The organism is Roseburia hominis A2-183, assembly GCF_000225345.1.
In the GTDB taxonomy this organism is placed as follows: domain Bacteria; phylum Bacillota; class Clostridia; order Lachnospirales; family Lachnospiraceae; genus Roseburia; species Roseburia hominis.
Map to the genome: position 1 here is coordinate 336240 of NC_015977.1, position 22805 is coordinate 359044.

The window sequence follows — 22805 nt, forward strand, 5'->3', positions numbered from 1 at the left end:
CGAGAAAATGCAGGAAGAAGTGGAAAACAGAACTTTGACGCTGGTTGTCAGTGGAACAAAGTTTACCGGCAGAATGTTTAAGGCTGCCATAAGCAAGTACATGGCACATCGAAAGGAAAAGAAGCTGGAAAAACAGAGAAGCCGTGATGCGCCGGTTGTTCCGCATGGAAAACAGACTGTGAAGCAGCTTGTCGGGCAGAATCAGGGAATATCCAACATTGAGATCACAGACCCCTCTATCAAGGAGTTTGAGAAAATCGCCCGGAAATATGGTGTGGATTATGCGGTGAAAAAGGACCGCAGCAGTTCTCCGCCAAAGTACCTGATTTTCTTCAAGGGTCGCGATGCGGATGCGCTGACAGCAGCCTTTACAGAGTACACCAATAAAAAAGTCAAGAAGGCCGAGAAAACGGAACGCCCGTCTGTGCTGGCAAAACTCAGTCAGTTCAAAGAGATGGTCAAAAATGCTGTGGTGGATCGCACCAAGCGAAAGGAGCTGGAACGATGAAAAAGACATTGGACATCAAAAAGCTCGTTTTGCTGAATATGCCGTATATCCTGCTGGGGCTGTTTGCTACCAATTTTGGAGAGGCATGGCGAATGGCACAAGGGGCGGATGCTTCAGAAAAGTTTCTTTCGCTGGTTGCGGTTCTGCCTGGGGCGCTGCAAAGTTTCTGGCCAAGCCTGCATCCATTGGACTTGTTGGTAGGGCTGTGTTGTGGAGGCTGTCTGAGGCTGGCGGTTTATCTTAAAAGCAAGAACGCTAAGAAATATAGACATGGATTGGAATATGGTTCGGCCCGCTGGGGAACCCGTGAGGATATTGCACCTTACGTTGATCCTGTATTTCAGAACAATGTGATTCTGACGAAAACGGAGAGCCTGACCATGAACAGCCGCCCCAAGGACCCAAAGACTGCCAGAAACAAAAATGTACTGGTGATTGGCGGCTCCGGTTCCGGTAAGACCCGCTTCTGGCTCAAACCGAATCTGATGCAGATGCACAGCAGCTACGTCGTGACTGACCCGAAGGGAACCATTTTGGTGGAGTGCGGAAAAATGCTCCAAAGGGGCGCACCCAAGCCGGGGAAAGACGGAAAGCCCATGAAGGATAAGCACGGCAAGGTCATTTATGAGCCGTACCGAATCAAGGTCCTAAATACAATCAACTTCAAGAAGTCCATGCACTATAACCCTTTCGCCTATATCCATAGCGAAAAGGACATCTTGAAGCTGGTAACAACGCTGATCGCCAATACCAAAGGCGAAGGCAAGGCTGGAGACGATTTCTGGGTCAAGGCGGAAACATTGCTGTATTGCGCATTGATCGGATATATCCACTATGAAGCTCCGGTGGAGGAGCAAAACTTCTCCACCCTCATCGAGTTCATCAACGCCATGGAAGTCCGGGAGGATGACGAGGAGTTCAAAAATCCTGTAGACCTGATGTTTGATGCACTGGAATCGGAAAAGCCAAACCACTTCGCAGTGCGGCAGTATAAGAAATATAAGCTGGCAGCCGGTGTTGTATGCTCTAAAAGACTTCTTAATCAAGCGGTTGGGAAGTCTCTTAGAACACACAACCTAAAACCGAAGAAAGGAGCACAAGTTATGAGAAAAAACGAGAAAATCACAGCTCTGTACGAACGACTGAGCCGTGATGACTTCGGCAAAGATGATGACCAACAGCGTGAGAGCAATTCCATTTCCAATCATGATGTAATGTATAGAGGGTGGATTACACCAAAAAACATTACATCATGACTGGCGGCTCATTTGTGGCGAATGAAAAGACAGTTATGATAAAGGAGGGATGCCCTCAAACCTACCGTAACTGTCAACCACATTCTCACGAAAGGAGCCTTGTATGGAACTGACTTACACCCAATGCGGCGACTATCTCATTCCCAACCTTGTGTTAGCAGACACCAAAGAGTACCATATCGGGAAATATGGCCGGATGCGCCGTGCCTACTTAAAAGAACATCGGCCCATTCTGTATACCGATCTCATTGTCACTGAAAAGCTGCTTCCCCACTTGGAGGAAATCGACATCGCCTGCCGGGAGCGGCTGGAAATCATTGAAAAATCCATGATGCAGCAAGAGGGCGTCACAGAAGCCCTGAAAGCTGCCGACCAGATGGCATGGGTGCGCTCCATGAACTCCATCCACAACAGAGCCGAGGAAATTGTCCTGGCTGAGCTGGTCTACTGTTGAGGGAGGGAACACCATGATTTTAGAAGCCATGTATAATGGAGAGTTTTATCCCTGTGAAACAGTCGTACCCACGTCCCCGGAATACCACAAGGCGATCCAAACCTGTGCAGCGTTGATGGAGCAGTTATCCCAGCGGCTCAGCAAAGAGGACTATGCGCTGGTGGAGGAACTCCGGGCGCAGAACGCTATCGCCCAATGCGAGGAAAGTGAGAGCCATTTCAAGTATGGCTTTTCGGCAGGGCTGATCGTCCATCAGGAAGCCTATGAACAGCTGCAAAACAAGAAATAAGCGATGGCCGAAAAAGCCCACGCAGCCGGAAAGAGAACCGGAAGCGTGGGTTTTCTGTGTATATGGTTATTCTGTCAGATCATCCGAAGTTTCCGCAACCAGCCTGTCAAAGTCGCTCTGATAGCTTCTGTCCTGCAATACCCGGAACTTTTCAAACTCTTTCTCGGCAAAGGCTTTGGCAATAGCGGCGGTCACCTTGCCCTTATCATGCAGAATATCTTCCTCGTTGAACTGTAAAAATGCGTCAAGCCGCTTGACCCAATCGGCCATATACATGACATTTCCCCGGCGGGCCTGCCGTTCCGCATAGTCCAGATACATGGTGACGATCTCGTTCAGGTTTCGCATTTCCGTTTCGTTCAGATAGTTTTTGGCGACGGTGACATCCGATTTACGGATGCGGCCTTTGGGGGCGTTTTTCCATGTGGTCAGCCCCATGTTGGGCTTGGTGCTGTCGGCACGGTCGTATACGATCTCGGCGGCGGTATGATGGGTGACCGCATAGTGGAGCTTGTTCTGCACCGTGGCAAAAAACTCCTTTGTGATGGGGCTTTCCACATCGTAGTCGGCGCTGCACTGAGAATAGATGTCCGTGATTTTCTGGTAAAATCTTCTCTCGCTGGCCCGGATGTCCCGGATACGCTCCAGCTGTTCCTCAAAATAATCCTTGCCGAAAAAGTTCTCCGGCTCCCGCAGCCGTGCGTCATCCATCACATAACCTTTGATGATGAACTCTTTCAACACCCGGTTCGCCCAAATGCGGAACATGGTCGCCTTTTTGGAGTTCACACGATACCCCACAGCGATAATGGCGTCCAAATTGTAATAGTTGGTCTGATACCGTTTCCCGTCCGCCGCAGTTGTTTCCATTTTGGAAACAACTGAATCCTCGTTCAGTTCTCCAGATTCAAAAATGTTTTTCAGATGCTTGGAAATAGCCGCTTTCTGCACCTCGAACAGTTCTGCCATTTTTGCCTGTGTCAGCCAGAGGTTTTCCTGAAAGAGCAGGATTTCCACCCGCACTTCTCCGTTTTCGGTCTTGTAAAAGAGGATTTCTCTGGTTTCATACGGGGTCAGTCCCTGTTCCTCGCTCATTCCTCGTCACCTCCATCCGTCCGGTTCTTTCCCCGGCTCTTGTAGACATTATACTGGTTCTTGCACCGTGGGCTGCAAAAGGCGGCATTGGACCGGCTGCCCAGGAACACCTTCTGGCAGTGCTTGCACAGGCGCAGGGGCTGGTCACCGTCTACCAGCATGAAGCTGAACATCATCTGGATGCCCAGCAGCAGCGAATGGAAATCCCAATAGATGGTGGGCTTATCCAACAGCTCAATGTGGTAGCTGGGGGCAATCCCGCCGAACGCAGCCATGGCCTTGCGATACAGCCCCCGTGCGTCCTCGTCAATGGAATCATAGTCATTGTAGTACAAAATGGCGGTGGTCAGTGTAAAGGCCCAATCTTTGAACTGCTGGGCAACCCAGTCGTAGGGTTCCGCATATTCCCGCTGGAAGCTCATGTTCTTCGCCATCGGCTCGTCCATGAAGGTCATGGTCAGGGCAACCATCGTCCGGTCACCGGACACATTCCATGTGGATTCAATGCCTTTCTTCACCAAATCCAGCTGATCAAAGGGATAAAACAGGGACAGATATTTGTCCGTCGCCATGGATTCTTCCTTAATAAAGTGGTTTTTCGGTAGGTACACCGCCTCATAGTCCATAAAAGACGGCGTGGTGGGCAGGGCGGTCATCAGCCCCAGCAGGCCGTACCGGGTGACAAACTCCATCACTGCCTTTTCCACTTCTGCTTCCGGCTTGCGTCCCATCATCAACATCCCTACATTCAGGGCATCCAGCACAATGTTGGGGACCTCTTTCAGCGGATTGTAGACATCCGGCTTTGCACTCTTGCCGGGGGTGATGTACCGCTTGCCATCTTCCGCTGTTTTCAGCTCGTAGTGATCGTACCGCACCCAATGGGAACGGGACTGTTCAAACAAATTTTTCATCATACACGCCCTTTCTCCTTAATCGTCCCAATTATCAGGGGCGGTTTTTCTTTTTTCTGCGCTTGGTCTTGTTTTCCCGCCGGATCACGGCGTCCTTGCCCTGTTTTCTTGCGATTTTCGAGTATTCCTCCAAAAATTGGCGTTCCCGCAAGGTCAGGCTGCCGCCATGCTCCTGCTTGCCGCACAGATGGTCATACATCTGGCGCTGCAATTTCTTGTGGATGGTTTTCCGCAGTTTGCGAATGTTGCGGTCAGACTGCCCACGAACAGCGGCAAGCCGGGTGGTGCTGTACAGCCGCAAAGAGAGGAAATACAGGACTTCCTTATGTTCCTCGCTTAATTCCTCCACCATGCGGGATATAAAGGCGTCAGCGGTCAGGTTGTGCATCTCATAGGGGCAGTCAAACAGGATGTCCAGAAAGTTCCCGGCCATCAGCTGCCGGTATGCGGGATTGTTCATCCAGCGGGGAATGAGCTTGGGTTCCGGCACCGCCTGATATTCCAGCGGCACATCCCCACGAAGGTTTTCGTGGTCCCGTTCCCGGCGCTCCCGGTTCCGGTCCAGCTTGTTCCATTCCTCCACCACGGCCCGGAAATCCTTCTCCGTGCGTGCTGCTTCCTCCAGCCGCCGCACAGCTTCCGCTCGAATCTCCCGTTTCAGCCGCTTTTCGTTGACCGGGGCGGCTTCTTCTTCCTCGTCCTCCAGCTCCGCTTCATAGTCGATGGGATGCTCGTCCTGCTCCAGCTCACTTTCCAGCTCGGCCAGACGTTCTTCCGCAAGCGCCTGTTCCAGCGTTTCCTCCGTTGCACCAGCGCCTGTCTCATCGTCCCATCCGGTGAAGCCACCCTCGGTATCCAGAAGCTCGTCATCAGACAGATACGCCATGACCCCACCTCTTTTCAAAAAAATATTTTGCGATTTTTCAAAAATGGTTCCGTTTTGCACCCCGGATTTCTCCTATTAGTGAAAGAGTAATCTAAAAACAAGTTACTTGGGTTACATTCGCTCATTCACACAGGAGAAAGGGGGCTTTCGCCATGTTCAGGCTTGACACAAAAAAGTAACATAATCGCAGGTTACAAATAACGGAACCATAACAACAGTATACACCGGATGCGCCGAAAGCGCAAGAAAGAGAGGTTCTATGGCAGATAAAAACGCCGTGTTTCTGACCCGGCACATTGGCAACACCACCTATAAAGTTCGTGTCTACCTCAGCGAAACCGCCGAGGAAACGATGGAAGATAAAATTCTGCGGCTGATCCGCAATGACGGGCTGGCAAACCAGCCGGAATGTGGTATAATGGAACTGCCACAAATGAGCCGTCCGTCTGAAAGGAGCGCCTGATATGGCAAACAGACAGACGGAAGAAAAAATCACTGCGCTCTATGAGCGCCTGTCCCGTGACGATGACCTCACGGGCGACTCGAACTCCATTCTGAACCAGAAACGTTATCTTGAAAGCTATGCAGCACAGCGGGGCTACACCAATATCGTCCACTACACAGACGATGGGTGGTCCGGCGGCAACTTTGACCGTCCCGCATGGAAGCGCCTTGTGGCGGACATCGAGGCGGGAAAGGTGGCCCACCTGCTGTGTAAGGACCTAAGTCGGATCGGCAGAAACTATCTGCAAACCGGCTTTTACACCGAGGTAATGTTCCGGCAGAATGGGGTTCATTTTGTTGCTGTTGCCAATAACATTGACAGCGAGGAACAGGACAGCGGCGAGTTTGCCCCCTTTCTCAATATCATGAACGAATGGTATCTGCGTGACCAGTCCAAAAAGGTTTCGGCAGCATACCGTGTCAAGGGCAAGGCGGGCAAGCCCACCACCAACAACGCCATCTATGGCTACAAAAAAGACCCGGAGGACAAGGACCACTGGCTGGTGGACGAGGAAGCTGCCACTGTGGTGCGGCGAATTTTCCGGCTTGCGGTGGAGGGACACGGCCCCTATGAGATTTCCAAAATGCTCACAGCCGAGAAGGTGGAGTGCCCCGCCTATTATCTGGCCCGCAACGGCAGGGGCAGCCGGAAGAATACCGTGGACACCAGCCGCCCCTATGACTGGTACGGCTTTACGGTCAGCTCCATGTTGGAGAAACCGGAATATATGGGGCATACCGTGAATTTCCGTTCCTCCAAAAAGTCCTACCGGGATAAGCGGGTAAAAAATGACCCGTCCGACTGGCTGATTTTTGAGAATACCCACGAGGCCATTGTTGACCCGGAAACCTGGCAGCTGGCCCAGCAGGTGAAGCGGACGGTGCGCCGGACAGATACCACTGGCGTCGCCAATCCCCTGACCGGCCTTGTGTTCTGTGCCGACTGCGGAGCAAAGATGTATAACCACCGGGGCAAACACACACGGGCAGATGGCAAGGAGTACAGAAACGACACCTATAACTGTTCCACCTACTGCTTGACCATCGAACGAGAAACCCAGATGTGTTTTTCCCACAGCGTCAGCACCAAGGCTCTGAACGCCCTGATTCTGGAAACCATCCGCACTACCGCCAGCTATGCCATCCAGAACAGGGAGGAATTTATTCAGAAGGTTCGCAGCATTTCACAGGTTCGCCAGCAGGAAGCAGCCAAGGAGCTGAAACGCAAGGTCGCCAAGGAGCGCAGGCGCAGCGCCGAGCTGGACGTGCTGATTAAAAAGCTGTATGAAACCTATGCCATGGGCAAGTTGGAGGAAAAACGGTTCGAGCTGCTGTGTGCCGAATATGAGAAGGAACAGGCCGAGCTGGAACAGCTGCTTGCCTCCGAGCAGGCGCAGCTGAACCAGTTCCATGAGGACACGGACCGTGCCAGTCACTTTCTGGCGCTGGCACAGAAATATACAGATTTCACCGAGCTGACCGCCCCTATGATCCATGAATTTGTGGAGAAGATTCTGGTCCATGCCCCGGACAGAAGCACCGGGGAACGGGTTCAGGAAATCGAGATTTACCTGAACTTTATCGGGAAATTTGAAGTGCCCATGCCCGAACCCACCGAGGAAGAACTGGCTGCGGAGGAAAAGCGCCGCCAGAAGCGCATCCGTGACCATGAAAAATATCTGCGCCAGAAGGAGCGCAAACAGAAGATTGCCGAAGGGCTGATCGTTCCGGGTGAACCGTACCAGCTGGTGTGCCAGTGCTGCGGAGAGTCGTTCCAGTCTATCCGCCCCAACGCTAAATTCTGCAAACCCGCCTGCCGGGAGAAGTTCTACCGGCAGGAAAAGCGGAAAGCCAAAGAAACGGAAGCATCACAAACTGCATAAGGATTGCGGCCTGCCCAAATAAACCGGGCAGGCCGCATTTTTTATGCCCTGAAACGGAGGGATTTTTTATGACACTCTTTGAACTGGTAAAACAGAATATTTGTGTGCCCGATGCGGCTGAACACTATGGGCTGCAAGTCAGCCGAAACGGGATGTGCAGCTGTCCGTTCCATGAGGACCGGCACCCCAGCATGAAGCTGAACGAGCGTTATTTTTACTGTTTCGGCTGCGGAGCCACCGGCGATGTGATCGACCTTGTGGCGAAGCTGTTTGACCTGAGCAGCTACGAGGCAGCACAGAAGCTGGCCCAGGATTTTGGGATTGGCCCGGACAAGCCGCCTGCGGCAGCTGCCCTGCCCAAACCGGAGCGTCCCCTGCTGAAAGCATACCGGCAGGAGCAAGTGCGCTGCCTGCGGGTATTGTGCGATTATCTGCATCTTCTGGAACGCTGGAAGGTGCAGCACACACCCAAGACACCGGAAGATGTTCTGGATGACCGGTTTGTGGAAGCCTGCCAGATGCTGGACTATGTGGAGTATCTGGCAGATTTGCTCATTGCCGCCGAGCTGGAACAACGGGTAAAAATCGTAGAAATGCTGAACAAGGATGGTCTGATCGCCGGTTTGGAGGAACGGCTGGACAGGCTGAAAAAGGAGGACGATGCCCATGAAAAACAAAGCGCAGCTTGACGGGATGCCCGTCTGGTTTGATGGAAAAAGCATCAACGAAGCCCTGTTTTGTGAGGAGTTCTTGCAGACGCACAAGATCATCTTCACAAACGGGGCTTTTTTCACGCCCGAAGGCCGTGTGACAGACGAACTGCCCCTGCGGGGAGAGATTTTTGAGGAGCTGAAATGCTGTGCGGTCAGCAACATTCCCCGCAAAATCAGCAACATTGTGGAGCTGATGAAGCTGGCGGCGCTGGTGGAGGATTTTCCCCCGGAGCCGGACCGGATTCACCTTTCCAACGGGACGCTTTTTCTGGATGGAACCTTTGCGGAGGGAAAGCCGGAAAACGTCCGCAACCGTTTCCCCGTGGCCTACAACCCCAACGCCCCAAAGCCTGTTCTCTGGCTGCAATTTCTGGATGGTCTGCTCTACCCGGAGGATATTCCCACCTTGCAGGAATATATCGGCTACTGCCTGATCCCCAGCAATAAGGGACAGCGGATGATGGTGATTAAGGGCAGCGGCGGCGAAGGAAAGTCGCAGATCGGCGCTGTGCTGGGAACTTTGTTCGGTTCCAACATGAAGGACGGCAGCATCGGGAAAATATCCGAGAACCGGTTTGCCCGTGCTGATCTGGAGCATATCCTCCTGTGCGTGGATGACGATATGCGGATGGAGGCTCTGCGCCAGACCAACTATGTAAAATCCATCGTCACCGCCCAGGGCAAAATGGATTTGGAGCGCAAGGGCAAGCAGAGCTATCAGGGATGGATGTGCGCCCGGCTGCTGGCTTTCTCCAACGGAGATTTGCAGGCGCTGTTTGACCGGAGCGACGGATTTTACCGCCGTCAGCTGGTGCTGACCACAAAAGAAAAACCGGCTGGCCGTGTGGATGATCCCGACCTGGCCGAGAAGATGAAAGCCGAGGTGGAGGGTATTCTGCTGTGGGCTTTTGAGGGATTGCAGCGGCTGGCCGCCAACAACTTCAAGTTCACCGAAAGTGACCGCACCAGAGAAAACCGGGAGGCAGTCAAACGGGACAACAACAATGTCTATGATTTTCTGGATTCTGACGGGTATGTTCGCCTGAAAGCCGATCTATCTGCCAGCTCCAAAGAACTGTACGAAGCATACCAGATTTACTGCACCGAGAACAACCTGCCTGCCCTGAAACCACGCAGCTTCAGCGAAGCTCTGATCGCCTGCCAGAGCCGCTACAATCTGGAATACTGCAACAATGTGACCAACGCAGCCGGACGGCGGGTGCGTGGTTTTCTGGGGGTTGAAGTATTGGTGAGAAATCATATATCAGTGTTTTCCGGCGATTCGATGCGTACGTACGTACCGGAAGATGTGCCGGAGGAATGGCGGCGCTGAATCGTGTACGTACGTACGCTTTGATTGACAGTTGTTCTCCCTTTTATAGCAATTCAGCGGTTGTATATCAAAAATCGCTGGCAAAATCGGAGGGGTAAATCAAGGCAAGTGGGAATCGAAAAGTATTTGACGGTTGGAAGAAATCATTTTGCGAAACCGTGCTTCTCACCCCGGTGAACCGAGTGCATGGAACCATGGGAAAATGCACGGTTTCAAACCAAGTCACACGGAACGGGAAAGTCGGAAGGTGCGACCTATGGACGGGACATCACACCGGCAATTCTGAACGGATTTATTGATAAGAGAATTTTTCACGACACAGCGAAGCGGCTATGCCAGAGGGCGTACCGGCTTCGCTTTTTTATCAAGTAAATTTAGGAGGATTTTTGATGATGACGGTACGCAACGAAATTAAGGCACAGATCGTCCGGGCGGGATACACCATGCAGGAGCTGGTTGACCGGCTTCATGAGGAATACGGCTGGTCGGACAGTGTTTCCAACCTGTCCGCCAAGCTCCAGCGAGAATCTATTCGCTATAAAGAGGTCGTGGAGCTGGCCGATGTGCTGGGCTATGACCTGATCTGGCAGAAACGGAGGTAAACCTATGACAAGTGAAGAAAAGAAACTGTTACAGGCAAAGCACCGCTTGGAGGAAGCCCAGGCACGGGACCGGGTGAAGGCACGAAAAGCCCGGACAAGGCGGCTCATTCAGGAGGGCGCTGTGCTGGAAAAAGTGCTGCCGGAAGTACAGGCGGTAGGGCTTGATAATCTGGAAGAATACCTGCGGCGAAAGCTGGCAGCGCACGATTGAAAATGGCTGGGAGGTCTCCGGGAAACCGGGGGCCTTCCTCTTTTTCATCCCGAAGGGCGCACTTACTCACCACCTGCTAAAGCAGGCGGTGGTAGCCCTCCCGTTGGTCGGGCACGTGCGCTCTCCGAGAGGGATTGCGACTCCTGCGGGAGCCGCTGGACAAGGCTGCATTTCTGCCAAACTGCCAGCCTTGCCCATGCAGTCGGCGCAGGGGTTTTCGTTTTGGAATCCCCTGTTCATGGGGTGGTATATTGCCACCCCATCCCGCCGCCTGCCTGCGTCAACCTGCCACCGGCAGCTTGACACAGATACAGGGGTGGAACGATTCGCTCCACCCCTGCTGGTGGTACGTCGCATTTCACGACGTACCTGTTGTAATCGAGTACGGAAGAAGGGCTGCTGCGTTTCACAGTAGCCCTTCGGAAAGGACGATAGACAATGGCGATTTATCATTTGGAGGCCAAAATAGTCAGCCGTGGAGCTGGACGCTCCGCCGTAGCTGCTGCGGCCTATCTGAGCTGTTCCCGGATGCTCAACGAGTATGACGGGGTGCAGCACGACTACACCCGCAAACAGGGCCTTGGGTGGCGGCAGGTTTTTCTGCCAGCCACCGCCCCCGCAGAGTGGCAGGATCGAGAAATCCTGTGGAACGCTGTGGAGGAAACCGAAACCGCAAAGGACAGTCGCCTTGCCCGTGAATTTGTGGCGGCGCTGCCCATAGAGTTAAGCCGGGAGGAACAGATTCAGCTCCTGCAAGATTTCATCAAGGAGCAGTTTGTGGCAGACGGAATGTGCGCTGATGCTGCTATCCATGACCCGTATCCCCCCGGACACAATCCCCATGCCCATATCCTGCTGACAGTGCGCCCGCTGGATGAAAAGGGAAAATGGCAGTACAAGACCGAGAAAGAATATCTCTGCGTCAAAGACGGCGAAGAACAGGGCTTTACCGCCGCTGAGTTCAAACAGGCACAGGCCGACGGCTGGGAGAAACAGTACCAGTACAAAGTGGGCAAAAAGAAGGTGTATATGGCCCCGTCCGCAGCGCAGGCGCAGGGCTATGAACGGGTATCCAAATATCCTAAAAGCACCAAATATGGCAGGCAAAATCCCATCACGGAACACTGGAACAGCGACGAGCAGCTTGTTTTGTGGCGGGCTGCATGGGCGGATGTGGCAAACCGCCATCTGGAGCGCACCGGGCACGAAGAACGCATCGACCACCGCAGCCATGCCGAGCGTGCTCTGCTGGAGCGGCCCACGGTCCATGAGGGTGTGGTTGCCAGAGCCATGGAGAAAAAGGGCATTATCTCTGACCGGTGCGAACTAAACCGGCAGATCAAGGCGGACAATGCCCTGCTCCGGGAGCTGAGAGGACAGGTCAAAAAGCTGGCGCAGGCAGTTAAAAATACCATCCCGGCGCTCGCCGAGACCATGGAGAATCTGCGAAAAAATTTGCTTCTGTTCTGCTATCAGCTGGGGTATCTCCGCAAGGGCAAGGAACGCCTGAATGCTTCGCTGAATACGCTGCGCCCTGCCCTCACACAGTACAATCAGCTTGCAAAGGACATTCGGGATAAGACGAAGGAGCGCCGCAGTCTGCTTTCCGAGAAAAAGGCGCTCTCTGCGGTTCATGTATTCTGGCACCGGGAACTGGCGGCTAAGATTGCGGCACTGACAGAGGATTTGGAGGAACTGCGTTCGGAGAAAAATCTGCTTCTGGCGTCGCTGGCATATTCCGAGGAAGATGCCGCCGATAAATTTCCCAAAGACATCGCCGCCATGGAGCAGAGCCTGAAACGGCTGGAAGAACAGGAACAGAAATATTCCGCCGAGTTGGACGCTGCCCTGAACGAGTATGCCGGGCTTCGGGAGCAGGCCCAGGGCTTCGACCCAGTGCAGCTGTATGAAGCAAGACAGGCCATCCGCCCCGGCAAAGAACAGGAAGCGGAGAACCAGGCACAGCAGGTTTACGTTGAGAAGTACAGCCCACTTCTGATGTTTGACAGTAAAAAGGCGGTGTCCCGGATGCTGGACGAGGATGCAGAGCGGCTGGCCGTGCGGAGAATGGTGCGCCAGACGCAGAAGGAGCAGCAGATTTCCAACAAGGGAAAGCGCAAGAATCAAGGACGAGATGTGAGATAAAAAGCTCTTTCTATCTCTGTCAAATGCGCTTGCGCAGCTCCGTCCAACTGGTTGCAGTCTCCAGCTCCACACCTGCGTCCAGTGCTTTGAAATGCTCCTTGCCGCAGTGGATTTTTAGCTGCTCACTGGTTTTCAGGTGCATAAAGCTGGTGTCACCCTTGGTTTCCAGGACGAAGTACAGCTTTTCCTCACCGTTCTTATTCAGATACACAGCCCAGTCGGGGTTGTACGTGCCAATGGGGGTTTCAATTTTGAAGCGGCTGGGAATCTTGAAGAACATCTTCACATCCGGGTCGTTGTCCAGGGCCACCGCCACCGGCTTCTCTACCGTGGAGCTGTCGTAAACCACATAGTCATAGACGCTGTGTTCCACCTTTACGGCGTTTCGATCCAGGTTAGCAAGCAACTCCGTGGTGTCGAAGATTTCCTGCACATAATATTCCTGGCCATCCAGCTTCACATAACGGATACCGTCGATAGCCAAGGCGTGGCGGTGGCTGCGGATTAGCTCTACGGCTTGCTCCAGAAATGCCTCCGGATTGTTGAGGAAATCGCCACACCGTCCGCTCTCTACCAGAATCCGATTGACGGTAGCCGGGGTCAACAGCGTTTCATCGCTGATGGCGGTGATGATGTCCGGCAGGGCCTGATAATCGTTGGCAATCTCCATCGTCCGCATTTCCCGTTCCATGTGGCTGATCCCGGACTGCTGGATGTGAATATCGGCAGTCTGGGACACCAGACGGGTTTTGGGGATATGGGGCATTTCCTGAAAGGCTTTGACGCAGTTCTTCACCAGCTGCTCTGTGTCAATGCTCACCCGGTAGGCGGTTTTCTGCTTGATCTTGCTCCACAGCTCCAGGAACTCCGGGGAGAGCATGACCTGTTTGTTGAGCCGTACCACCACATCACGGGAGGCATCCCGCACCGGGGGCTTCCGGTCGGCATTGGCGATAATCTGCTCAAAACGCTCTCTGGCAGCTTCATATTTTTTCGGCAGGTCAAGGGTTCCGTTCTTCAAAGCGTTCTTCATGGTATCCTTGACCTTACCGGTGCTGGTGATATACCCCTTCTGCTCAAAATGCTCCAGCAGCTCCGTAGCTTCCTCGTGGGTGACGGTATGTTCCTCTACGGTAGTGATTGTACTGGTGATTCCAATAATTGCCTCTGCTGCCTGTTCAGCGGTCGCACCGTTTTTAATTTGGCGCATGACTTCCGTTACGGGGCTGGGCGGTTCGGTGATTTTCCCTGATTCCAATTCCGCTGTAATTTTTTCTTCCGCTGCCGTCATTTCGGGGTCGGCCATCCATTTGTCAATGGAGCCGTCGTCCATCCAGGTTTTTACCAGCTCGTGGGCCTCTTCTCTGTCAATCGTATGCTCACGGGTAACTTCTTCCTGATAGGTCATCCCAGCAAACAAACTGAGCTGGAGTACACCAAACTTGACGCCAGTTTCGTCCTCGATCTCTTTCTGGAGGGTGGAAGCAAACTCGGAAAAGCTCTCGTTGGCCATGACGTGAAGGACATTGATATTCTTGTCCTCGATGCGTTCACCGTCCTGGTTCACGCACAGGCGCAGGCCACGGCCCACCTTCTGGCGGCAGGTAAAGGTGGACTTCTGCTCGATCAGGGTGCAGACCTGAAACACGTTGGGGTTGTCCCAGCCTTCCCGCAGCGCCGAGTGGGAGAAAATAAACCGCAGCGGACACTCAAAGCTGAGAAGCCACTCCTTGTCCCGCATGATGGTGTTGTAGGTGTCATCGTCGGCCTGGGTGTCGCCCTTGGTGTCCTTCAGGCGTCCTTTCTTGTCCTGAGAGAAGTAGCCGTTATGTACCTTGCTCACATCTGTGGTGAATCGCTCTCGGAGGAGCGCATACTTGGGCTTTGCGATCAGCTCCTGATAGCACTCCTCAAACATAGTGGCGTAGATGCCGGGTGTGCCGTCCTCGTGGCGGTACTTGTCCACCTTATCGATGAAGAACAGGGACAGTACCTTGATCCCCTTGTCCAGATACCGCAGCTCTTTGTCAAGGTGGGTTTCGATGGTGCGCCGGATTTGCGCCTTCTTGACGATGTTCTCGTCCACGTCTCCAATGGCCTTGCCCAGCTTGACCTCCTGGGTATTGCCAAACTCGATATGTTCAAAATCGGGAGTGCAGTCAATTCCGGTAACGGTGTAGCCTTCGTACAGTTCCCGCCCGCCGGACAGCAGGAATAAATCGTCGCCCGGCTTGACAGTCATGGCCTTGCGGGTCACGGCTCCGGTCTTGCCCTTCACATCCAGTTCCACTCTGGCCTTAAAGCCCTTGTCGTTGCTGACGGAAAGCAGCCGCACATAGGCTTGATTGAAGCCACCGGCAACCTGATTGGAGGATACGGCGATCTGCTTGACCAGCCCCATCTGGTAGGCGTCTACCGGAGTCAGGCGGTAAAGCAGATTGATTTTTTCTCGGTGGGTGGCGGAGTACCGCAGCACACACAGGGGATTGAGCGTGGCAATGGCTTCCTTGGCCTTGGGGGTGTTGTCCACGCTCTGGGGTTCATCGATGATAACGATAGGGTGTGTGTTCTGAATAAAGCCCATAGCCGTTTCACCGTTGAGCCGATCCTGCGCTTGATTGATGATGTTCTCCGCTTTCTTGAAAGCGTCGATGTTAATAATCATCACTTCGATATTGGAACTGGTGGCAAATTGCCGCACGTCGGACAGCTTGGCAGAGTTGTAGATGAAGTACCGGCATGGCACGTTGTCGTATTGCAGGCCGAAATGCTCCTGCGTGACCTGAAAGGATTTGTAGACGCCCTCCCGGATGGCCACCGACGGCACCACGATAACAAACTTGGTGAATCCGTACTTGCGGTTCAGCTCAAAGATGGTCTTGGTGTAGACGTAGGTCTTGCCGGTGCCAGTTTCCATCTCAATACAGAACTGGCAGCCTTCCGCTGTGGGGGTCAGGGGCAGGTTATTCCGCTTCTGGACGGTGTGCATATTGGCGGTCAATGTTTCCTGGTCAATGTAGAGAGCATTGCCCTGGCCCAGCTCATTTAAGAAATTGGTCTGGGCTTCCTCCATGACGGAGAAGGTGCTCCGTGTTTTCTCCTGGCCGGCAAACAAATCCACCACAGCGTTGACTGCATCCATTTGGAAGGCTTGATTCTTGAATTTCAGTTTCATGCCTGTTCACCTCTTAAATAACCGCAGGAACAGGGTATAGTTCCATAAGAGATTATCTGCTTCAATGGAGTGCTGAATATTGATAATCTCATATTTGATTCCAACAATATTTTTGCTGTCCATGTAGAGCTTGAGATTTTTATAGCTCTGCACAACATCAAGTTGATTTAGTATCCCATTGTCAAGCACCTGATCTATTTTTGAAGTTAAGTTCCGATATATGTCTTGATTTCCTGTTTCACAATACAGGGCTGCTCGTTCGTAGGCGGTTTTTAGTGCTAATAGTGCATCTTTGCGTATGTCAATCTGCATTTTTCGCACACCAACAATAATTACTTCGTATATCGTAAAGCAAAAAGCAATCCGCTCAATCCAAAGCCACAAAGTATTACCGCTGGAGATAGGGGAAATGAATGTAGAAAGACAAGCAAGTAAAAATGGAATACCAATGTATTCGATTGTTCCAAGTAAGCAATGTACAATGGTTTTTGTGATTACATGAAACCATTTTAGAGTGTTATTCATATCTTTCTCACACCAGTTTCAGCTCAATCCCATGATCCCGCAGGATATAGTAGGCATTAGCCATAGCGGTATCGTCAGCAAAGCTGTCACGGGAGATGATGATTTTTGCCGGGGCATATTCGGTCATCTGCTCCACGTCCTCGGGCTGCACATCCTCGGCCAGACAGACCAGCAGCAGGCAGTCATCGCCCACGCCATAGACAGTCTTGTTATTGATGGAGAACGGTGTCACGGAGTAGGTCAGCGGCACACCCAGTTTGAGCATGATTTCATAAATCATATCCAGGTCGGTGCGCTCCGGCTTCACCCGATGAATCATGCTGTTCATCCGCCGATACAGCAGGTCGAGCTGCTCGTCCTCAATGGGGGTGGCGTCCCAGGTTTCCAGATTGGAGGTGTCCAGCTTGAAAACACGGAAGCCCACATCCAGTTTTGCTGCCATTTCTTTTTTTGCATTGATTACCTCTGGACTTTCTTCCCACTCCGCATAAGCAAATCCTTCAAGTGAATCATGCTGATCTTGATGGCGTTTCATTGCACGAACAAACAAACCGGAACTTTCAAGCGCATCTTTTAGCATTTTACCAGCCCGCCGGATTCGCTCCTTACCGATCTCGCAGATATTCTTGTACCCGGTCTTGTATGCCTCGCTCTTTTCGTCGCACAGTTCGGGAAGCTGTACCAGAATAAAGCGCCGATTTCCACCGTCCTCAGCGTTGAGCTGCATCACTGCATGGGCGGTAGTAGCAGAACCGGAGAAGAAGTCAAGGATGATGTCATCCGTGTTAGACACTTGGGAAACTAATTGCTTAATAACCTCGACTGGCTTTGGAAAATCAAATAAATACTTATTAAACAATCCTCCAATTTCCTTGGTTGCAGTATTTGTATAAACGCCAGTGCTGAAAACAGATGAAAAACCAGGAAGATTGTCTGACAGCTCGTTCAAAAATGATTTTTTGCGCGGCCGCCCATCTGGGTTGTCGGGCCAAATAATCCTGCCCTCTTGAATGAGCCGATTCATGGTATTTCGATCATATCGCCAGCCTTTTTCGGGGCATCCGTAGTTTCTTCCATCTGCCGGATTGATTAAATCATAGTGCAAATTTGGACGAGCATCGGCAGTAGCAAGTCCTACCAAGACGAAGAGGATGAAGAGGATGAGGAGGCAGATTGCCTTGAATATATTGACAATACTGATAAGATAATATATCTTTACTACCAAGACGATAAATGCGTCGGAAAAGTTAAACTGCGAAAAAATTGGAACCGGTACGCTTATATAGAAGATATCGCCGTATGTAAGGATTTCAGGGGGCAAGGCATAGGCAGCGCGCTTATCAATATATCTATAGAATGGGCAAAGCATAAAAACTTGCATGGACTAATGCTTGAAACCCAGGACAATAACCTTATAGCTTGTAAATTCTATCATAATTGTGGTTTCAAAATCGGCTCCGTCGATACTATGTTATACGCCAACTTTGAAAACAACTTTGAAAAAGCTGTTTTCTGGTATTTAAGGTTTTAGAATGCAAGGAACAGTGAATTGGAGTTCGTCTTGTTATAATTAGCTTCTTGGGGTATCTTTAAATACTGTAGAAAAGAGGAAGGAAATAATAAATGGCTAAAATGAGAATATCACCGGAATTGAAAAAACTGATCGAAAAATACCGCTGCGTAAAAGATACGGAAGGAATGTCTCCTGCTAAGGTATATAAGCTGGTGGGAGAAAATGAAAACCTATATTTAAAAATGACGGACAGCCGGTATAAAGGGACCACCTATGATGTGGAACGGGAAAAGGACATGATGCTATGGCTGGAAGGAAAGCTGCCTGTTCCAAAGGTCCTGCACTTTGAACGGCATGATGGCTGGAGCAATCTGCTCATGAGTGAGGCCGATGGCGTCCTTTGCTCGGAAGAGTATGAAGATGAACAAAGCCCTGAAAAGATTATCGAGCTGTATGCGGAGTGCATCAGGCTCTTTCACTCCATCGACATATCGGATTGTCCCTATACGAATAGCTTAGACAGCCGCTTAGCCGAATTGGATTACTTACTGAATAACGATCTGGCCGATGTGGATTGCGAAAACTGGGAAGAAGACACTCCATTTAAAGATCCGCGCGAGCTGTATGATTTTTTAAAGACGGAAAAGCCCGAAGAGGAACTTGTCTTTTCCCACGGCGACCTGGGAGACAGCAACATCTTTGTGAAAGATGGCAAAGTAAGTGGCTTTATTGATCTTGGGAGAAGCGGCAGGGCGGACAAGTGGTATGACATTGCCTTCTGCGTCCGGTCGATCAGGGAGGATATCGGGGAAGAACAGTATGTCGAGCTATTTTTTGACTTACTGGGGATCAAGCCTGATTGGGAGAAAATAAAATATTATATTTTACTGGATGAATTGTTTTAGTACCTAGATTTAGATGTCTAAAAAGCTTTAACTACAAGCTTTTTAGACATCTAACTATTTGATAACCTTCTGTTATCTGAAAAAGTTAATTTGGAATTGCAGGGAACAGAGAATGCAGAACATGGCTGTCTGTCATTGCGCTATGCTGTGAAAAATAAGGATTAGTGCAGCATACTTTAAAAAGTGTCTGTTGGGACAGTGTCCTAAAGGAAGCATAAGCTCATGGCTAGCGGCGGTGTTAAAGTAACGGCACTCGGCCCCAATATATAGTTGATATGCCCCTAAGCCTTTGAGGGCAAGGCGGTCAACCGCGCCTTTTCCGGTCCGCATACAGTCGTTCAATGAGGGTATCAAGCTCGGCAATGCGGCGGTGCTTCTCGGTGGTTCGTTTCTTCGCCGCCGTTTTCGGCTAATTCTAATTGATCCGAACTGTAAGGATAAGCAATTATCCGGGGCTAGTTAAGTATCTTAGAGAGGAAGATAAAGATACCTTATTGCCCTTGGAAGAGTTAGATAATTACCTAAAGGGCGATAAATTAATAAAGGTTCTAATTGATAAAGATTGTAGAATTAAAAGGGACATAGTTCCGACTGATATAGATTATCATGTAAGAAAGCCAAGCGCAAGGGAGTATGATGATTGCTGCAATGAATTTTGGAATGTAACACCTTATGTTATTAAAGGATTGTGCCGTAAGGAAATTTTATTTGCTATTGATCATTTTAATCAGATTGTTCGCCATGAGCTGCTGAGAATGATATCATGGAAGGTCGGCATCGAAACAGGCTTTAAATTAAGTGTAGGCAAGAACTATAAGTTTATTGAAAGGTATATATCCGAGGATTTGTGGGAGAAACTTTTGTCCACCTACCGGATGGATTCCTATGAAAACATATGGGAAGCATTATTTCTATGCCATCAATTGTTCAGGGCGGTATCCGGTGAGGTGGCGGAAAGGCTTCATTATGCCTATCCGGAGTATGATACCATGTTAGCACTTGTCCAAGGGCCACGGGGGTCATTGTCAGGATTCTTATATTGTTCTGTTTTTCTGTCGGTTCCACGGAATACCCGGTGTCCGAATTGCTTTGTATAACACACTACATACTCGTGGTCTATTGAAACACCGGTAATGTTTCGATTATCTTTTCATTTTTTCTTCCAGCTCCATATCCAGCCGCATGGCGTCAAAGAACTGGCTCTCCTGGTGCTTCATATATTCCTGCCGAAGCTGGTTGATTTTCTTCTGTGCAGCCAGACGTTTCAGCCGGTCGCCGGTGACGGCCTCCAGCTCCGCTTGCGCCTGCTGTACCTGGCTGTCCAGGGTGTTCAGTTCTCGGCTCAATGCCGCCTTATCAGCGGACACTTGCTGCTTCATCCGCTCCATTTCCTCGGCCTGGGCAGGCGAAAGGCGCTCCAGTTGCTCCGCCATCATCTTATCACTCGGCACCAGCCGATCCAGCGGGTGGGGGCGGCTGGTTCCTTTTAACCAGTGGGGGGATCTCCGCTCATCCTCCGTGCTGCTCTCCACCGGCAAGTCAAAGATGCTGCGGCAAGCTGCATCGTCCAGGGCCTTGCCGCTATCCGTCAAACCGCACAGTACGGCGTGTTCTGTGCGGCTGGAGCCTGAAACCAGGGTGACAGTATAAAGGGCTATCTGGCACGGCGCCTGCACCGTCGGGATGGTCAGCACTCCCTCGTTGGCACACTCCAGCTCGTGGAGAATCCCACGGCCTATGATACTGGACAGGGTAATCTGTCCGGCCTTGGGTTTGAAGTCTTTTGCCATGCCGTACATCTTCTGGCTGCGATAGGGCCGGTTCCGGCTCCCCGTCCAGTAGTAGAACAGCACCGGCAGTTCCCGGTACTCCGTGGCCGTGATCGTACGGTTGAATTCGTCAATCACAAAACGGCAATCATCGTTCTTTTCATTATAACGAGTAAAAAACCATTTGGTAATTTCCCAGAGGTCGTTGTTCAGCTCCTGTCCACGGCGATTCACATACTTGGGATTGATCTTCACCTTGTCGGCCAGTTCCTTGGTGAAGGTGGTAAACAGAATATCCTCCGCTGCGGAGACGGTCTGCCGGTTATCTTCCTCGTGGGTACTCAGGGTCTGGCGGTATGCCTGCTCAATCTGTGCCCTGGGCCGCAACCGCTGGGCAATGACCGGAAAGGCTGCTTTTACATCATCTGTAAAACCGCCCAGCACGTCATCGGTAATACCAAAGACACCGTCTGTCACCAACATCCGCTTGTTGACCAGCTCCAGCTTGCGAACATCGGCAAAGTTGTTCTTGTCGATGAAGGCCACTGACAGCACATCGTTTTCCTGACCCAGCCGGTGGCAGCGGTCGATACGCTGCTCCAGCTTTAAGGTGTTGTACGGCAGGTCGTAGTGGATGATGAAAGCAGCCTCCTCCAGATTGAAGCCCTTGGCACCGTTATCGGTGGAAATCAGCACCTCGCCATCCTCCTTGAACTGGCGGATCACGGAGTAATCGGCGCTGCCGTTGTAGGCCAGAGTGCGGTACCGGTCAGAAAGAAGATTCTGGAGCATCTTCTGGGTTTCCACGCTCTCGGTGAAGATAACCGCTTTCTGTTTGGCTCCCGTTTTCTTCATCAGGGAAAATCCCTGTTTGAGAACGGTCAGCAGCTCACCGGCCTTGGCATCCTGGGGAATGCTTTCGGCTGCGGTTTGAATCTCTTGCCATTGGCTTAGTTCGTCCGCTGCGTTTTCCAGCCCCTGGAGCCGCTTGACGATACCTTTGATGGTTTGCAAAATTGCCGCCGTAGAGGAACCCAACAGGCCCAGCAGCCGCAGAGCCAGGTCATATTGGTTCATTTCGGGAAAGGCTCGCTTTTCCGGCTGGTTGATGTAGGCGTACAGCAGCTCATAGAGCTGCCGCTCTGCCTTGCCGGGGGTGTACTCCACGGTCAGCAGCACACGTTCCGTCACCTTGGCGTAGTGCTTGGCCTGGGAACGGAGGGTACGGAAACAATAGCGGCTGACCTGTTCGCTGAGTTCCGGGTAGTTCTCTGGTCGGCGCAGATACCGGGCCAGAAACTCTTTTTCTCCCGGCAGCAGCGTTTCGTCGATGAACCAGATCAGACCGTATAAGTCCATGATGTTCTTTTCAATGGGAGTGCCGGTCAGCAGCAGCTTGAAGGAGTCTCCGGCGATCCGCTTGAGGGCCTTGGCCTGCTTGTTGTCCTCCCGGTAGACTGGAGAGAGGGCATTGGCTTCCTCGAATACCGTCAGATCCCAGTTAACTACCTTTGCGGCCTCCTCATTGTCGGCGGCGAAGTCGTAGGTAGTAATAACAATGGCATCTTGGATAAAAGCGTTGGAGTTGTCCTCACTGGTGTTCTGCCGCCATTGGTCCCGATTGGTCAGCACCACATATGGGACGGTATAGAATCGCTCCAGCATTTCCGTCCACTGGTGCAGCAGGTCGGCATTGGGAATGACCAACAGAATCCGGCTGTATCCCTCCAGCCACTTTTGATTGATGACCAGCATGGCCTCGTGGCTCTTGCCCATACCTGCTTCATCGCACAGAACGGCACCTTTCTGATAGGGGGAACGCAGGGCAAAGCTGGCCGCTGCAATCTGAAACGGATAGATTTCAATATCCGATGATGCAAAGACCGGAAGGAACTGTTCTGCTTCCGGCAGTTGTTCCAAAAGTCGGGCCTTGTAATAGGCATGAAACGGTGTTTGCGGCATGGCAATTCCCCCCTTTTTCTTTTATTTACACTTCTTTTTATTATGGCAGATATTGACGAAAAACGCAACGACGATTGATTCCTTTATTTAAGGGGAAAATGTCATTTCCAAAATAAAGACCACAATCAGTGCCGGACTGATTGTGGTCAAAAAGCATTATAAA

The 22805-nt window shown here is 51.5% G+C and carries 19 protein-coding genes and 3 pseudogenes; 15 read left to right on the forward strand and 7 right to left on the reverse strand.

All coding sequences use genetic code 11. From position 1 onward, the window contains the following. Nucleotides 1-7: 7 nt before the first annotated feature. The 4 genes and pseudogenes from RHOM_RS01455 to RHOM_RS01470 all read left to right on the forward strand — a co-directional run bounded on the left by RHOM_RS01455 (nucleotide 8) and on the right by RHOM_RS01470 (nucleotide 2507). The gene (locus tag RHOM_RS01455; RefSeq protein ID WP_014078517.1) at nucleotides 8-508 is read left to right on the forward strand and encodes a PcfB family protein; all 501 of its coding nucleotides are present in this window, start codon (nucleotides 8-10) and stop codon (nucleotides 506-508) included. Further along, a pseudogene (locus RHOM_RS01460) lies at nucleotides 505-1761 on the forward strand (type IV secretory system conjugative DNA transfer family protein); the annotation flags it as partial. The gene RHOM_RS01455 and the pseudogene RHOM_RS01460, both read left to right, overlap by 4 nt. Before the next feature lie 106 nt (nucleotides 1762-1867). Then, entirely contained in the window at nucleotides 1868-2218 is a 351-nt protein-coding gene (locus RHOM_RS01465; RefSeq protein WP_007885050.1) for a TnpV protein, read from the forward strand. A gap of 13 nt (nucleotides 2219-2231) precedes the next feature. Continuing rightward, a complete protein-coding gene (locus tag RHOM_RS01470; RefSeq protein WP_007885051.1) occupies nucleotides 2232-2507 on the forward strand; it encodes a DUF6809 family protein in 276 nt (91 codons plus the stop codon). Between the two features lie 66 nt (nucleotides 2508-2573). Here the strand turns inward: RHOM_RS01470 and RHOM_RS01475 are convergent, their stop codons facing one another. The 3 genes from RHOM_RS01475 to RHOM_RS01485 are packed head-to-tail and all read right to left on the reverse strand — an operon-like array spanning nucleotide 2574 to nucleotide 5402. Then, entirely contained in the window at nucleotides 2574-3602 is a 1029-nt protein-coding gene (locus RHOM_RS01475; protein WP_007885054.1) for a virulence RhuM family protein, read from the reverse strand. Further along, entirely contained in the window at nucleotides 3599-4519 is a 921-nt protein-coding gene (locus RHOM_RS01480) for a hypothetical protein (protein ID WP_007885059.1), read from the reverse strand. Before RHOM_RS01480 ends, RHOM_RS01475 begins: the two co-directional genes overlap by 4 nt. A gap of 31 nt (nucleotides 4520-4550) precedes the next feature. Further along, entirely contained in the window at nucleotides 4551-5402 is an 852-nt protein-coding gene (locus tag RHOM_RS01485; RefSeq protein WP_044024581.1) for a hypothetical protein, read from the reverse strand. 259 nt (nucleotides 5403-5661) lie between these two features. On the opposite strand from RHOM_RS01485, the gene RHOM_RS01490 reads away from it, so the two are divergent. From RHOM_RS01490 to mobQ, 8 genes are all read left to right on the forward strand, one after another. After that, complete coding sequence (locus RHOM_RS01490) at nucleotides 5662-5865, forward strand: transposon-encoded TnpW family protein (protein ID WP_007885061.1); 204 nt, start codon at nucleotides 5662-5664, stop codon at nucleotides 5863-5865. A 1-nt stretch (nucleotide 5866) separates the two neighbouring features. Then, nucleotides 5867-7789, forward strand: coding sequence for a recombinase family protein (locus RHOM_RS01495; RefSeq protein ID WP_014078520.1), 1923 nt, complete (start codon nucleotides 5867-5869; stop codon nucleotides 7787-7789). Between the two features lie 68 nt (nucleotides 7790-7857). Then, nucleotides 7858-8478: a CHC2 zinc finger domain-containing protein gene (locus tag RHOM_RS01500; protein WP_009860802.1), complete on the forward strand. Its 621-nt coding sequence runs from the start codon at nucleotides 7858-7860 to the stop codon at nucleotides 8476-8478. Further along, nucleotides 8456-9835 carry a DNA primase family protein gene (locus RHOM_RS01505; protein WP_009860801.1) on the forward strand — a complete coding sequence of 460 codons (1380 nt, stop codon included), beginning with the start codon at nucleotides 8456-8458 and terminating at the stop codon, nucleotides 9833-9835. Before RHOM_RS01500 ends, RHOM_RS01505 begins: the two co-directional genes overlap by 23 nt. A 186-nt stretch (nucleotides 9836-10021) precedes the next feature. Beyond that, entirely contained in the window at nucleotides 10022-10207 is a 186-nt protein-coding gene (locus tag RHOM_RS01510; protein ID WP_009860800.1) for a hypothetical protein, read from the forward strand. A gap of 17 nt (nucleotides 10208-10224) precedes the next feature. Beyond that, nucleotides 10225-10437 (forward strand): DUF6471 domain-containing protein, encoded by a 213-nt coding sequence (locus tag RHOM_RS01515; protein ID WP_014078521.1) that lies wholly within the window; start codon nucleotides 10225-10227, stop codon nucleotides 10435-10437. A gap of 4 nt (nucleotides 10438-10441) precedes the next feature. Next, nucleotides 10442-10648 carry a hypothetical protein gene (locus RHOM_RS01520; protein ID WP_009860798.1) on the forward strand — a complete coding sequence of 69 codons (207 nt, stop codon included), beginning with the start codon at nucleotides 10442-10444 and terminating at the stop codon, nucleotides 10646-10648. A 438-nt stretch (nucleotides 10649-11086) separates the two neighbouring features. Further along, entirely contained in the window at nucleotides 11087-12793 is a 1707-nt protein-coding gene (gene mobQ / locus RHOM_RS01525) for a MobQ family relaxase (RefSeq protein ID WP_009860797.1), read from the forward strand. A 19-nt stretch (nucleotides 12794-12812) separates the two neighbouring features. Here the strand turns inward: mobQ and RHOM_RS01530 are convergent, their stop codons facing one another. Genes RHOM_RS01530 through RHOM_RS17860 form a run of 3 tightly spaced genes read right to left on the reverse strand, consistent with a single transcriptional unit; the run spans nucleotide 12813 to nucleotide 17517 of the window. Beyond that, nucleotides 12813-15968, reverse strand: coding sequence for a type III restriction-modification system endonuclease (locus RHOM_RS01530; RefSeq protein WP_009860795.1), 3156 nt, complete (start codon nucleotides 15966-15968; stop codon nucleotides 12813-12815). A gap of 6 nt (nucleotides 15969-15974) precedes the next feature. Continuing rightward, on the reverse strand, nucleotides 15975-16493 hold the full coding sequence (locus RHOM_RS01535) for a hypothetical protein (protein WP_009860794.1): 519 nt from the start codon (nucleotides 16491-16493) through the stop codon (nucleotides 15975-15977). 7 nt (nucleotides 16494-16500) lie between these two features. Beyond that, on the reverse strand, nucleotides 16501-17517 hold the full coding sequence (locus tag RHOM_RS17860; protein WP_072850737.1) for a DNA methyltransferase: 1017 nt from the start codon (nucleotides 17515-17517) through the stop codon (nucleotides 16501-16503). Nucleotides 17518-17622: 105 nt separating this feature from the next. On the opposite strand from RHOM_RS17860, the pseudogene RHOM_RS01545 reads away from it, so the two are divergent. The 3 genes and pseudogenes from RHOM_RS01545 to RHOM_RS01555 form a co-directional block, all read left to right on the forward strand. Continuing rightward, nucleotides 17623-18024, forward strand: a pseudogene (locus tag RHOM_RS01545) (GNAT family N-acetyltransferase); the annotation flags it as partial. 92 nt (nucleotides 18025-18116) lie between these two features. Then, nucleotides 18117-18911: an aminoglycoside O-phosphotransferase APH(3')-IIIa gene (gene aph(3')-IIIa, locus RHOM_RS01550; RefSeq protein WP_001096887.1), complete on the forward strand. Its 795-nt coding sequence runs from the start codon at nucleotides 18117-18119 to the stop codon at nucleotides 18909-18911. A gap of 488 nt (nucleotides 18912-19399) precedes the next feature. Further along, nucleotides 19400-20008: pseudogene (locus RHOM_RS01555) on the forward strand (aminoglycoside 6-adenylyltransferase); the annotation flags it as partial. Between the two features lie 45 nt (nucleotides 20009-20053). Here RHOM_RS01555 and RHOM_RS01560 read toward each other — a convergent pair. Continuing rightward, a complete protein-coding gene (locus tag RHOM_RS01560; protein ID WP_007888782.1) occupies nucleotides 20054-22642 on the reverse strand; it encodes an SNF2-related protein in 2589 nt (862 codons plus the stop codon). Nucleotides 22643-22805 lie beyond the last annotated feature (163 nt).